A 12,306-nucleotide genomic window follows, 5' to 3' on the forward strand; every position below is an offset into this window, starting at 1 on the left:
CCCTGGTGAAATTAGCGCTGTGGAACCACCCGATCCCATCCCGAACTCGGAAGTGAAACGCAGCTGCGCCGATGGTAGTGTGGCTCAAGCCATGCGAGAGTAGGTCATCGCCAGGGTTTACACCCAAAAACCCCGCTGCTCACGCAGCGGGGTTTTTTCTTTGCCTGCGTTCGGGATCATGCCCCAATGGGGTAATCATCACCCCGGCGGTTGATCGGGATGCAACCCTACCGACCTCGCGACGGCGCCCCGCAGGGCGCCTCTTTGATATCCCCGTCATTCGTCAACGGAACGCTGCGACGGCCTCGGTAAGGTCTGCCGCCTGCTGCTGCAGCTCGCGGGCGGCGGCGCTGGCTTCTTCCACCAATGCGGCGTTTTGCTGGGTGGCCTCGTCCATCTGTACTACGGTCTGGTTGATCTGATCGATGCCGGCGGCCTGCTCCTGCGACGCCGCGGCGATATTGGCCATGATCCCGCTGACCCCGGCCACTGCCGACGATTTCCCGCATGGTGTGGCCGGCGTCCCGTGCCAACCGAGCGCCATCGGCAACCTCGCTGACCGATGCATCGATCAACTGCCGGATTTCACGCGCGGCCTCCGCGGAACGTTGCGCCCGGCTGCGCACTTCGCTGGCCCGCTGCATCGGTATCGGTTGGCGTTGCTGGAAGCTGAGTGCGACCGTGTGTCGCAGCGGTTACCCGGCGAGGAACCGCGTGATGACGTCGGCCACCAGCGCCGGATGCTCCATGTGCAGGTGATGGGTGCCGGGGAATACATCGAGGCGCCCATCGCGCAGCAGTTTGATGCGTTCGCTGCGCAGTGGTTCGGGATAGTACGACTGCGCGGGCGTTGCGTAGATCACCTGGGTGGGGCATTCAATCGCGGCCAACAGGTCGTCGATCTGCGCTTCGCTCAGGCGCATCGCGGTAGGCAGCATCAGGCGCTGGTCGCTGCACCAGCTGTAGCCGCCCTCCACCGGCATGACGCCACGTTCGACCAGCAGCCGCGCACACGGCTCGCTGAGCTGGTTGGCCATCATGCGCGCACGCACCGGTGCGGCCAGGTCGGAAAACACGCGCAGCTTCTTCGATGGCAATGCGCGAACGGCGCGCACATGCTCACGCAGGCGCTGTGCGGTTTCATCTTCCGGCCCGCGCAGGCCACCGAGCGCTTCGATGGCAATCAACCGTTCCACGCGCTCCGGCGCCGCCGCAGCGGCAAGGCTGGCAATGCCGGCGCCCATGGAATGGCCGAGCAGCGTGAAGCGCTCCCAGCCCAACGCATCGGCCACCTCGAGCACGTGGCAGATCGCGCCGGGCGTGTTGTACTGCGTGCCCGGCGGCAGGTGCGCGCTATGGCCGTGCCCGGGCAGGTCGATGGCGACCAGCTCCAGTCCGGGCAGCGCAGCGGCCAGTGGAATGAAGCTGGCGGCGTTGTCGAGCCAGCCGTGCAGGGCCAGCACGCGCGTACCTTCCGCGGCCGCCGAACGCAGGCCGGCCACGGAAGTGCCGGCAACCGGCAGCACAAACGGTTTGAGCGTCATGCCAACGCCGCGATGCTCAGCCGCGACAACGCCATGGCGTGCGCGGGATCAGCGTTGAGGCAGGGGATGTAGCGCATCTGCGCGCCCCGCGCAGCGACGGTTTCGGTGAAGCCCAACGCCACTTCCTCCAGCGTCTCAAGGCAGTCGGTGGCGAAGCCCGGGCAGACCACGTCGATCTGTTTGACGCCGCGCCCGGCCATCGCCCACAGCGTCGGTTCGGCATACGGCTGCAGCCACTTCTCGCGGCCGAAGCGCGACTGGTAGGTGAGCTGCCACTCGCCGTCGGCCAGGCCCAGTGCATGCGCGATCGCCTGCGCACTGGCTTCGCAGCGCTGCGGATAGGGGTCGCCAGCATCGGCCAGGCGCTGCGGGATGCCGTGGAAGGAAAACACCAGCTGCTCGCCGCGCCCGTGCTGCTCCCACCACTGGCGGATGCTGCCGGCGATCGCTGCCACCCAATCCGGGTCGGTGGCGTAATCGCGGATCAGGGTCACGGTGACGCCCGGGTGGCGGGGCTGCCAGCCGCGCACCTGGTCCTCGATGGAAGCGGTGGTGGTGGTCGAATACTGCGGATACAGCGGCAGCACCACGATGCGGCGCATGCCCTCGGCAGCCAGCCGGTCCAGCTCGGCAGTGAGCGCGGGGGCACCGTAGCGCATGGCGTGGCGGATGCGCAGGTTGGGCATCAGCTGTTGCATGGCGTCGGCCAGGCGGCGGGTGTAGACCATCAGCGGTGAACCGTCAGGCAGCCACACCTGGGCGTACTTGGCCGCCGAGCGGCCACTGCGCAGCGGCAGGATCAGCCCATGCAGCAAGGGCTTCCACAACAGCGGCGGGATCGCGACCACGCGCGGGTCGCTGAGGAATTCGGCCAGGTAGCGCCGGACCGCCGGAGCGGTGGGCGTCTCGGGTGTGCCTAGATTGACCGCCAGCACGGCGGTGTCGGGTGCGTCGAGCATGGGCGCCATTCTCGCAGGTCTGCGCGACGGGGAGCACGTACTCATTGCGGATTCATTGGAACCCCACTAATTTCGGGGAGAGCGTATCGACCCACGGCCGATACCTACCGGTTTCCCCCCGGTAGATCGATATCGCCGTTTTTGAATCGGTTGCCTTTCGATTCCCCTTTTCTGGAGCACCCATGCGCCGCTTGAGCCTTGTACTGCTGATTTCCGCCAGCCTGTTGTCCACCCAGGCAATGGCCGGGCCGGAGGAAGACCAGCGCGCCCGCAATGCGGTGCGCGTGCTGAACGACATCCAGAACATTCCCGAGCAGGGAATTCCTGACAAGTTGCTGGACGAAGGCCGTGCGATCGTCGTCATTCCCGACACGATCAAGGCCGGCCTGGTCATCGGCGGCCGCCGCGGGCATGGCCTGATGTCGGTGAAGAATGCCGACGGCAGCTGGTCCAACCCCGTGTTCATGAAACTCACCGGCGGCAGCATCGGCTTCCAGGCCGGCGTGCAGTCCTCGGACGTGGTGCTGGTGTTCCGCAACGACCGCAGCCTGGACAGTCTGGTCAACGGCAAGTTCACCCTGGGCGCCGACGCCGGCGTCGCAGCCGGTCCGGTCGGGCGTAATGCGGCAGCCGCTACCGATGGCCAGCTGAAGGCCGAGATCTGGTCGTGGTCGCGCGCGCGCGGCCTGTTTGCCGGCGTGGCGCTGGATGGTGCGGTGCTGCAGATCGACGATGCGGCCAACCTGGACGCCTACGGCAGCAACACCACGCCGCGCATGGTGTTCGAGGGCCGCGTGGGCGAGGCGCCGTCGACAGACGTGGTCGCGTTCCGCGACCGCCTGGAAGAGGCTACTTACGCCGCCCGTCAGAACCGCGGCACGGCGGGTACGCGCGCGCCAGCACCCCGGGCAGCACCAGCGCAGACACCCCAGCAGGCCGCACCGGCGGTAGCTGAACAGGCCAATGCCGGCGCCACCACCGCGCCGCTGCAGGCTGTTCCGGCGCAGCCGGCACCGCAGCAGGGCTTCCAGCCGGTGGGTGAAGGTGAAGTCCGCACCGAATCGCTGGACGGCAACTGACTTTCGTCACGCGCGCCGTCCTACCGGCGGTGCGCTATGCTCAACCCCTTGTTACCGGGTAATGCGAGCAGCACATCATGGGCAGTATGAGCTTGTGGCATTGGGTGGTGGTACTGGTCATCGTTCTGCTGGTGTTCGGCACCAAGAAGCTGACCAGTGGCGCCAAGGACCTTGGCAGTGCCGTCAAGGAATTCAAGAAGGGCATGCGCGACGAGGACAAGCCGACCGCGCACCTGAGCGATGAGTCGCGTCCGCAGGACCCGACGACGACATCGCAGAACGAGCACGACCGCGACCGGCGCTGATCAGGGCGGCATGGCGTGTTCGACATCGGTTTCAGTGAACTGCTGCTCATCGCGGTAGTAGCGTTGGTCGTGCTGGGTCCCGAGCGTCTGCCCAAGGCAGCCCGCTTCGCGGGCCTGTGGGTGCGGCGTGCGCGCAACCAGTGGGATTCGGTGAAGCAGGAGCTGGAACGCGAACTGCACGCCGACGAGATCAAGCGCCAGTTCCGCGACGCGCAGGATTCGGTGCGCGATACCGAGGCGCAGCTGCGCGCCAGTGGTGAGGCGGTCCGCCGCGAAGCCGAGCAGGTGCGGCGCGAAGCCGAACAGGTGCGGCGCGAAGCCGATGCGCCGGCCGGCACCGATGAGCCGGTCATGACCGGGCCGGCGCCGGGTTCGCCGGCGAGCGTGGCCCAGCATGTGGTGGCGCCCGAACCCGAACCCGAACCCGTAGCCGAGGAACCACGCGATGCGATGGCGCCGCCGGGCATCGATGGACAAGCGCCGCGCGATCCGCTGCCTACAACGCCGGAGGCCCCGCGATGAGCGGTAACGAGACGCCGGAAAGCGGGCTGATCGAACACCTGATCGAGCTGCGTGCGCGCCTGATGCGGGCGTTGATCGGGCTGGGTGTGGTGCTGCTGGGGCTGATGCCGTTTTCGCGGCAGATCTACACGTGGTTGGCGCAGCCGTTGATTTCGCAGTTGCCGAACGCGCAGTCGATGATCGCGATCAATCCGGCGGGGGCGTTCTTCGCGCCGCTGAAGCTGACCTTCTTCGTGGCGCTGTTCGTGGCGGTGCCGTGGCTGTTGTACCAGCTGTGGGCGTTCGTGGCGCCGGGGCTGTATGCGCGCGAGCGGCGGCTGGCAGTGCCGCTGCTGGTGACGTCGGTGCTGCTGTTCTACATCGGTTGTGCGTTCGCCTACTTCCTGGTGCTGCCGGCGGTGTTCCACTTCCTGACCACGTTCCGCCCGGAGGTGATTGCGATCACGCCGGATGCGAATGCGTACCTGGATTTCGTGCTGGCGATCTTCTTCGCGTTCGGCAGCAGTTTCGAGCTGCCGGTGGCGATGGTGATCCTGACCCTGCTGGGCTGGATCACGCCGCAGCAGTTCAAGGACGGCCGCGGTTACGCGATCGTGGGCATCTTCGTGCTGGCGGCGGTGCTGACCCCGCCGGACGTGGTGTCGCAGCTGATGCTGGCCATTCCGATGTGCCTGCTTTATGAGCTGGGAATTCATGCTTCGCGGTGGCTGGTACCTGCGAAGGGTGATGAGCAAACGAGCCGGTAGCGCCGACCGTTGGTCGGCCCACGTAGCCTGCGGCGCCGTCGCCATCGTTTCGGTTGTTTCAACGCGTTACCGGGCGTTGAGGGGCTGAGGGCGGTCGTTTGGGAACCGCCCCAACCGGCGCTGGCCTCCCCAGCCCGTATCACCTAAAACGCTTCCGTTGCCGTTGCCGTTGCCGTCAATCAAGCCGCGAAAATATTCCCAGGCCCGTTCGACGGCGGCACCGGCGGCGGCGCGACGCGGCCGCGGTGGGCGAACATCTGGTTCCAGGCGGCGTATACCGCGCCGACGTACAACGGCATGATCACCGCGGTGTTGGTCAGCTGCATCACGAACGCAGCTGCACCTGCACCGCCGGCCATCAGCGCCAGCTGCATCACGATGATCATCACGAAGTAGATGCACATCGCCGCGATCAGGCCCAGCAGCATGAACACCGCCATCGCGCCGAAGTTGCGGACGCAGCCCTGCAGGCTCATGCGCAGCGCGTGCATGCCGCTCTGGTGATCGAACACCACCAGCGCCGGCTGGGTGAACATGGCCATGCTCAGCGCCACGAACGTGCCGAACGCGATCACCAGCCACAGCAGGATGCGCATCACCGGCACGCCCGCCATCAGCGCCATGGTCTGCTCGTTGCTCGGCGTCGCGCCGGACTGCTGCAGCTCCTGCATCCTGCGGAACATCTCGGCCGAGGCGCTCAGGCCGTCGGTACCCATCATCACGTACAGCAGCGTGCCCAGCGCGATCACCGCGATCAGCTGGATCGCCAGCGGCACCAGCAGGTGAGTCACGCGGCGGTCGCGGATCGGCTGCAGCAGGTGGGCCGGCGCGGCGCGGTGGCCCTGGGCCACTTCGCTCACCGCGACCAGCATGCCACCGAACACCAGCGGGCCTACCGCCACGGAAACCAGCTGGAGCAGGATGCCGAGCCAGCTGGGCAATGCCTGCGCCAGCACCAGGATCAGCGAACTGACCAGCATGCCGATCACGCCAAGGACTGCCAGCTGCAGCGGCGCACGGCGATACAGGGAGAACGCGTCCAGCAGCCATTGGGCGCCCGCCGAGGCGGGCAGCTTGCGAATTTCGCTCATACCATTCCGGAACAGGGGGAAGGGCGCGTGCGCCCCGAATCCCAACGATTATCCCTGTTTTTTTTGCGCACCACCTGAAGGAAAGGACCCGTCCGGCGGTTTGTCAGTTGTTGCGTGCCTGGCGGACGAACCGGCGCAGCAGCTGGCGGGCCAGCGGGGCCGCACTGACGCCGCGCGCCACGCTGCGCGCGCAACCGCCGTGGCGGCTGATGCATTCGGCACGGGCCCGCACGTAGCCGCGCATGTGGTGGGTGGCGAACTCGGGGTGGAACTGCACGCCCCAGGCCTGCTGGCCCCAGCGGAAGGCATGGCAGTTGTCCTGCGCCGAGCGGGCCAGGATGGCCGCGCCTTCGGGCGCACGCAGCACCGTCTGCAGGTGGGTGGCGTGGGCCGGAAAGCGTGCCGGCAGCCCGGCGAACAGCGGGTCGTCTACGGCCGAGGGCTCCAACGCCAACTCGATCGTGCCCGATTCGCGCCCGGCAGGGTTGTAGGCCACTTCGCCGCCCAGCGCGTGCGCCAGCAGCTGGTGGCCGTAGCAGATGCCGAACACCGGGCGGTTGTCATGGGCGGCGGCGCGCAGCCACTGCGCGCTGCGCTCGCTCCAGTCGGCGCGGTCGGTCACGTAGGCGGCCGAGCCGCTGATGATCACCCCAGCGAAATCGCGGGGGTCGGGCAGCGCGCCACCGTGCTCCACGTCCACCACCACCGTCTCGTCGGCATCCAGCCCGGCCGCGACCCGGATCCAGTGCGGAAAACGGCCGTACCGGCGCAGCGAGGCGACCGGTTGGCCGGTTTCAAGAATCAGGAAGGGCGAGCGGTTCATCGGGGGGAGGCAGCACGCTGAGGACTTCCTCGATTGTAGTCAGCCCTGCCGCCACCTTTTCAAGCCCCGCGCGGCGCAGGGTTCGTACTCCTTCAGCACGGGCGGCCCGGCTGAAACCGGCCAGATCCATGTCCGCGCGGATCCGCCCGCGCAGCCGCGGACTCAATGGCAGCAACTCATACAGGCCCACCCGGCCCAGGTAACCGGTGCGCCGGCAATCGATGCAGCCGGCCGGTGCATATGGCGTGGGCGACTCTGGTAATGCTTCATCGGCATCAGCCAGCACCGCCCATTGGGCCGCGCTGAGCGGCTTGGGCACCTTGCAGTGCGGGCACAGGGTACGGACCAGGCGCTGGGCCAGTACCCCGTTGATGGTGCTGGCCAGCAGGTAATGCGGCACGCCCAGGTCGAGCAGGCGGGTGATCGCCGAGGGCGCGTCATTGGTGTGCAGGGTGGACAGCACCAGGTGGCCGGTCAGCGAGGCCTGCACCGCCATCTGCGCGGTTTCCAGGTCGCGGATTTCACCGATCATGATGATGTCCGGGTCCTGCCGCAGCAGGGTGCGCACACCGGCGGCGAAGTCCAGGTCGATGTTGGTCTGCACCTGCATCTGGTTGAACTCCGGCGCGATCATTTCGATCGGGTCCTCCACCGTGCACACGTTCACGTCCGGAGTGGCCAGCCGCTTCAAGGTGGAATACAGGGTGGTGGTCTTGCCCGAGCCGGTGGGGCCGGTGACCAGCACGATACCGTGCGGGCGCTCCACCAGCGCGGTCCAGCCGGCCGCTTCCTGCGGGCTGAAGCCCAGCTGGTCGATGCTCTTGAACGCCGCGTCCGGGTCGAAGATGCGCATCACGCACTTCTCGCCGAACGCCGTGGGCATGGTCGACAGGCGCATTTCAACCTCGCGCCCACCCGGCGAGCGGGTCTTGATGCGGCCATCCTGCGGCCGGCGACGTTCGGCCAGGTCCATGCGGCCCAGCACTTTGATGCGGCTGACCACGGCGGTCATCACCGCAGGGGGCACCTCGAACACCTTGTGCAGCACCCCGTCGATCCGGAAGCGCATGCGCCCCATGTCGCGGCGCGGCTCCAGGTGGATGTCCGAGGCGCGCTGTTCGAAGGCGTACTGCAGCAGCCAGTCGACGATGTGGACCACGTGCTGGTCGTCGGCGTTCACGTCGCCGGCGCGACCCAGTTCGACCAGCTGCTCGAAGCTGGGCAGGGTGCCGTTGGTCTCGCTGCGGGAACCGCTGCGCGCGCCGCGCACCGAACGGGTAACCCCGTAGAACTCCATGGTGTAGCGGTGCAGGTCCAGCGGGTTGACCATCGCCAGTTCGATCCGGCGGCGGGTCAGGTGCTGCAGGTCGAGCAGCCATTCCTGGGCCAGCGGTTCGCTGGTGGCCACCAGCAGGCGCTCGCTGTCCACCGCCAGCGGCAGGAAGCGGTGGCGGCGGGCGTATGCGTGGGAGACCAGCGCGGTCACCGCCGATACGTCCACGCGGGTGGGGTCGATGCGCAGGTAGCGGGTTCCGGTGCGCCCGGCCAGCCACTGGGTCAGCCGTTCCAGGCCCAGTTCACCGCCGCTGGCGGCGGCCAGCTTCAGGTTGGCCAGCAACACCAGCGGGTGCACTTCGCTGGCGTTCCGCGCGCCTTGGCCGCTGAAACGGATGCGGTCCACGTCGCCTGCCGCGACCAGGCCGTCGGCAACCATCGCCGCAGCGACCTGTTCGAAGACCAGCCGGCCCGGCGGCAAGGGCCCCGGGACGGGAACGGGGGCGAGCGTAGCCGGAGAGCGGTGTTCCATGGCGCCAGAATCCTCGGAGCGGGGCGGTATGGCCTGGGCGGGGTGCCCGGACTGCCGTCGCGCGGTCCATCGCTATACTAGCGCACCCCCTTTGCAGGCAAGAATCCGCCGCATGTCCGCGACCCAGAACGTTCCGATCACTTTCCAGGGCCTGATCCAGACCCTCAACCAGTATTGGGCGCAGCAGGGCTGCGTGCTGATCCAGCCGCTGGACCTGGAGGTCGGTGCAGGCACCTTCCATCCGGCCACCTTCCTGCGCTCGATCGGCCCGGAAAGCTGGAATGCCGCGTATGTGCAGCCGTCGCGCCGCCCCACCGACGGCCGCTACGGCGAGAACCCCAATCGCCTGCAGCGCTACTACCAGTACCAGGTGGCGATGAAGCCCAGCCCGGACAACATCCAGCAGCTGTATCTGGATTCGTTGAAGGCACTGGGCATCGACCCGCTGGTGCACGATCTGCGCTTTGTCGAGGACAACTGGGAATCGCCGACGCTGGGTGCCTGGGGCCTGGGGTGGGAAGTGTGGCTCAACGGCATGGAAGTGACCCAGTTCACTTACTTCCAGCAGGCGGGTGGCCTGGAGTGCAGGCCGGTGCTGGGCGAGATCACCTACGGTCTCGAGCGCCTGTGCATGTACCTGCAGAACTGCGACAACGTGTATGACCTGGTCTGGACCTACGGCCCGGACGGCACGCCGGTGACCTACGGCGACGTGTACCTGCAGAACGAAGTCGAGCAGAGCACCTACAACTTCGAATATGCCGACGTGGAAGAACTGTTCCATCGCTTCGACGCCTGCGAGAAGGAAGCGCAGAAACTGGTCGAGGTGGGGTTGCCGCTGCCGGCCTATGAGCAGGTGTGCAAGGCCAGCCATTCGTTCAACCTGCTGGATGCGCGCCGCGCGATCAGTGTGACCGAGCGCCAGCGCTACATCCTGCGCGTGCGCGCGCTGGCCCAGGCGGTGGCGAAACTGTATGAAGCCAAGCGCCTCGAAGCGGTGGCTGCCAAGGAGGTTCAGGCATGAGCACGATGCTGCCGCTGCTGATCGAGCTGGGTACCGAAGAACTGCCGGTGAAGGCGCTGCCAGGCTTGGCACAGGCGTTCTTCGATGGCGTGGTGGACGGCCTTTCCAAGCGTGGCGTAGCCGTGGACCGTGGCGATGCCAAGCCGCTGTCGACGCCGCGCCGGCTGGCGGTGCTGCTGCCCGGCGTGGCCGTGGAGCAGCCCGAGCAGAAGGGCGAAATGCTGGGCCCGTACCTGAACATCGCGCTGGACGCCGACGGCCAGCCGACCAAGGCGCTGCAGGGCTTCGCCGCCAAGGCCGGGATCGACTGGACCGCGCTCGAGCGCACCCGCGATGCCAAGGGCGAGCGCTTCGTGCACCGTTCGGTGACCCCGGGCGCACGCACTGCCGCGTTGCTGCCGGAGGTGCTGGCCGAAGCGCTGGCCGGCATGCCCATTCCCAAGCCGATGCGCTGGGGCAGCCACAGCTACGGCTTCGCGCGTCCGGTGCACTGGCTGGTGCTGCTGCATGGCAAAGAAGTGATCGAAGCTGACGTACTGGGGTTGAAATCCGACCGCATGAGCCGTGGCCATCGCTTCATGCACGACAAGACCGTGTGGCTGTCCTCGCCGCACGACTATGTGAGCTCGCTGCAGGCCGCTTACGTGCTGGTCGACGCCGACGCACGCCGCGCGCGCATCGTCGAGGCAGTGAATGCCGAAGCCGCTGCGGCCGGTGGCCAGGCGCGGATCACCGCCGACAACCTGGAACAGGTGGTCAACCTGGTTGAATGGCCCGCCCCGGTGCTGTGCAGCTTCGAGCGCGAGTTCCTGGCGGTGCCGCAGGAAGCGCTGATCGAAACGATGGAAATCAACCAGAAGTTCTTCCCGGTGCTCGATACCAGCGGCAAGCTCACCGAGAAGTTCATCGGCATCGCCAACATCGAGTCGAAGAACGTAGCCGAAGTGGCCAAGGGCTACGAGCGGGTGATCCGCCCGCGCTTCGCCGATGCCAAGTTCTTCTTTGATGAAGACCTGAAGCAGGGCCTGGAATCGATGGGCGACGGCCTGACGTCCGTCACCTACCAGGCCAAGCTGGGCTCGGTGGCCGACAAGGTGCAGCGCGTGGTGGCGCTGGCTGGCCTGATCGCACCGCAGGTGGGTGCCGACCCGGTGCTGGCCAAGCGTGCCGCGTTGCTGGCCAAGAACGACCTGCAGTCACGCATGGTCAATGAATTCCCGGAACTGCAGGGCATTGCCGGCCGTCATTACGCCGTGGCCGGTGGCGAATCGCCGGAGGTCGCGCTGGCTATAGACGAGGCCTACCAGCCCCGCTTTGGCGGCGACGACATCGCGTTGTCGGCCTTGGGCAAGGTGCTGGCCATTGCCGAGCGCCTGGATACCCTGGCCGGTGGTTTTGCCGCCGGGCTGAAGCCGACCGGCAACAAGGATCCGTTCGCGCTGCGCCGCAATGCGCTGGGCCTGGCCCGGACGATCATCGAATCGGGCTTCGACCTGGACCTGCGCGCGCTGCTGCACTCAGCGCTTGAGTCCATTCGGCAGCAAAGTGAAGCAACCGCCATCGAGGCGACCGTCAAGAAGATGAAGCAGATGGATTCGACGGGAATCCAGGCGCAGTCGATGGAGGTGAAATCTTTGCCTGTTGATGCAGACAGTCTCTCCCTCGATCTGTACGACTTCATCCTCGACCGCCTGCGCGGCTACTACGCCGACAAGGGCGTGCCGGCCACGCACTTCAATGCAGTGGCCGAGCTGAAGCCGGCGTCGCTGTACGACTTCGACCGTCGCATCGACGCCATCGGCACGTTCGCAGCGCTGCCGGAAGCCGAGGCATTGGCTGCTGCCAACAAGCGCATCCGCAACATCCTGCGCAAGGCCGAGGGAGAGATTCCCGGAATGGTCGATCCGGCGCTGCTGGCCGAGCCGGCCGAAAGCGAACTGGCCGGAGCCGTGGAAGCGGCCATCGACGACAGCAACGCCAGCCTGCACCAGAAGGATTACGTCAGCGTGCTGGCGCGGCTGGCCCGCCTGCGTCCGCAGGTGGATGCGTTCTTCGACGCGGTGATGGTCAACGCCGAAGATCCGGCGCTACGTGGCAACCGCCTGGCCCTGCTCAAGCGCCTGGGCGACCGCCTGGGCAGCGTGGCGGCGATCGAGCATCTGTCCAGCTGACGGCAACAGCCTGATCGCGTCTCACCCTTGAAAGCGCCCGACTGGTTCGGGCGCTTTCTTTTTATGCGCATTTGCTCGAATGCGACGAAAACTGCAATCAATCTGAATATTGATTGAGCGCATCAACTGAAAACGTAGCAAACGATAAATTCGTGCAATCGGTATTCCCCGGCGCCGCGTGATCATCCCGCGCCGCTCGTCCCTGCGGCAATGACATGCCGCGCGCCTTCCACGC

At 66.9% G+C, this 12,306-nt stretch carries 11 protein-coding genes, 1 rRNA gene and 1 pseudogene; 7 read left to right on the forward strand and 6 right to left on the reverse strand.

From position 1 onward, the window contains the following. Position 1: 1 nt before the first annotated feature. Positions 2–116, forward strand: a 5S ribosomal RNA gene (gene rrf / locus J7J08_RS12470). Between the two features lie 167 nt (positions 117–283). Here the strand turns inward: rrf and J7J08_RS12475 are convergent. The 3 genes and pseudogenes from J7J08_RS12475 to hemH all read right to left on the reverse strand — a co-directional run. Further along, positions 284–635: pseudogene (locus J7J08_RS12475) on the reverse strand (methyl-accepting chemotaxis protein); the annotation flags it as partial. A gap of 60 nt (positions 636–695) precedes the next feature. Further along, entirely contained in the window at positions 696–1,544 is an 849-nt protein-coding gene (locus J7J08_RS12480) for an alpha/beta hydrolase (protein WP_214906001.1), read from the reverse strand. Continuing rightward, on the reverse strand, positions 1,541–2,503 hold the full coding sequence (gene hemH / locus J7J08_RS12485; protein ID WP_214906003.1) for a ferrochelatase: 963 nt from the start codon (positions 2,501–2,503) through the stop codon (positions 1,541–1,543). The genes J7J08_RS12480 and hemH overlap by 4 nt, the downstream gene beginning before the upstream one ends. 182 nt (positions 2,504–2,685) lie before the next feature. On the opposite strand from hemH, the gene J7J08_RS12490 reads away from it, so the two are divergent. The 4 genes from J7J08_RS12490 (at position 2,686) to tatC (ending at position 5,155) form a co-directional block, all read left to right on the forward strand. After that, the gene (locus J7J08_RS12490) at positions 2,686–3,582 is read left to right on the forward strand and encodes a lipid-binding SYLF domain-containing protein (protein WP_214906007.1); all 897 of its coding nucleotides are present in this window, start codon (positions 2,686–2,688) and stop codon (positions 3,580–3,582) included. Positions 3,583–3,659: 77 nt separating this feature from the next. Further along, positions 3,660–3,887 (forward strand): Sec-independent protein translocase subunit TatA, encoded by a 228-nt coding sequence (gene tatA, locus J7J08_RS12495; protein ID WP_068847929.1) that lies wholly within the window; start codon positions 3,660–3,662, stop codon positions 3,885–3,887. Between the two features lie 15 nt (positions 3,888–3,902). Next, complete coding sequence (tatB, locus tag J7J08_RS12500; RefSeq protein WP_214906009.1) at positions 3,903–4,409, forward strand: Sec-independent protein translocase protein TatB; 507 nt, start codon at positions 3,903–3,905, stop codon at positions 4,407–4,409. Further along, positions 4,406–5,155 (forward strand): twin-arginine translocase subunit TatC, encoded by a 750-nt coding sequence (gene tatC / locus J7J08_RS12505; RefSeq protein WP_214906012.1) that lies wholly within the window; start codon positions 4,406–4,408, stop codon positions 5,153–5,155. The genes tatB and tatC overlap by 4 nt, the downstream gene beginning before the upstream one ends. Positions 5,156–5,334: 179 nt before the next feature. Here tatC and J7J08_RS12510 read toward each other — a convergent pair whose 3' ends face one another. The 3 genes from J7J08_RS12510 to J7J08_RS12520 form a co-directional block, all read right to left on the reverse strand. Continuing rightward, complete coding sequence (locus tag J7J08_RS12510) at positions 5,335–6,246, reverse strand: BPSS1780 family membrane protein (protein ID WP_214906015.1); 912 nt, start codon at positions 6,244–6,246, stop codon at positions 5,335–5,337. 103 nt (positions 6,247–6,349) lie between these two features. Then, entirely contained in the window at positions 6,350–7,069 is a 720-nt protein-coding gene (locus J7J08_RS12515; RefSeq protein ID WP_214906018.1) for a glutamine amidotransferase, read from the reverse strand. Continuing rightward, entirely contained in the window at positions 7,041–8,876 is a 1,836-nt protein-coding gene (locus tag J7J08_RS12520) for a GspE/PulE family protein (RefSeq protein WP_214906021.1), read from the reverse strand. Before J7J08_RS12520 ends, J7J08_RS12515 begins: the two co-directional genes overlap by 29 nt. Before the next feature lie 112 nt (positions 8,877–8,988). Between J7J08_RS12520 and glyQ the strand changes: the two genes are divergently transcribed. After that, entirely contained in the window at positions 8,989–9,900 is a 912-nt protein-coding gene (gene glyQ, locus J7J08_RS12525) for a glycine--tRNA ligase subunit alpha (protein WP_214906024.1), read from the forward strand. Then, the gene (gene glyS / locus J7J08_RS12530; protein ID WP_214906028.1) at positions 9,897–12,071 is read left to right on the forward strand and encodes a glycine--tRNA ligase subunit beta; all 2,175 of its coding nucleotides are present in this window, start codon (positions 9,897–9,899) and stop codon (positions 12,069–12,071) included. Before glyQ ends, glyS begins: the two co-directional genes overlap by 4 nt. The last annotated feature ends 235 nt before the right edge of the window (positions 12,072–12,306 follow it).

This window comes from Stenotrophomonas sp. ISL-67 (assembly GCF_018612915.1).
Classification (GTDB): domain Bacteria; phylum Pseudomonadota; class Gammaproteobacteria; order Xanthomonadales; family Xanthomonadaceae; genus Stenotrophomonas.

Coding starts and splice junctions, on each gene's coding strand:
- hemH (WP_214906003.1), bottom strand. CDS start 2,503: ATGCTCGACGCACCCGACACCGCCGTGCTGGCGGTCAATCTAGGCACA.
- J7J08_RS12510 (WP_214906015.1), bottom strand. CDS start 6,246: ATGAGCGAAATTCGCAAGCTGCCCGCCTCGGCGGGCGCCCAATGGCTG.
- glyQ (WP_214906024.1), top strand. CDS start 8,989: ATGTCCGCGACCCAGAACGTTCCGATCACTTTCCAGGGCCTGATCCAG.
- J7J08_RS12480 (WP_214906001.1), bottom strand. CDS start 1,544: ATGACGCTCAAACCGTTTGTGCTGCCGGTTGCCGGCACTTCCGTGGCC.
- J7J08_RS12490 (WP_214906007.1), top strand. CDS start 2,686: ATGCGCCGCTTGAGCCTTGTACTGCTGATTTCCGCCAGCCTGTTGTCC.
- J7J08_RS12520 (WP_214906021.1), bottom strand. CDS start 8,876: ATGGAACACCGCTCTCCGGCTACGCTCGCCCCCGTTCCCGTCCCGGGG.
- tatC (WP_214906012.1), top strand. CDS start 4,406: ATGAGCGGTAACGAGACGCCGGAAAGCGGGCTGATCGAACACCTGATC.
- J7J08_RS12515 (WP_214906018.1), bottom strand. CDS start 7,069: ATGAACCGCTCGCCCTTCCTGATTCTTGAAACCGGCCAACCGGTCGCC.
- glyS (WP_214906028.1), top strand. CDS start 9,897: ATGAGCACGATGCTGCCGCTGCTGATCGAGCTGGGTACCGAAGAACTG.
- tatA (WP_068847929.1), top strand. CDS start 3,660: ATGGGCAGTATGAGCTTGTGGCATTGGGTGGTGGTACTGGTCATCGTT.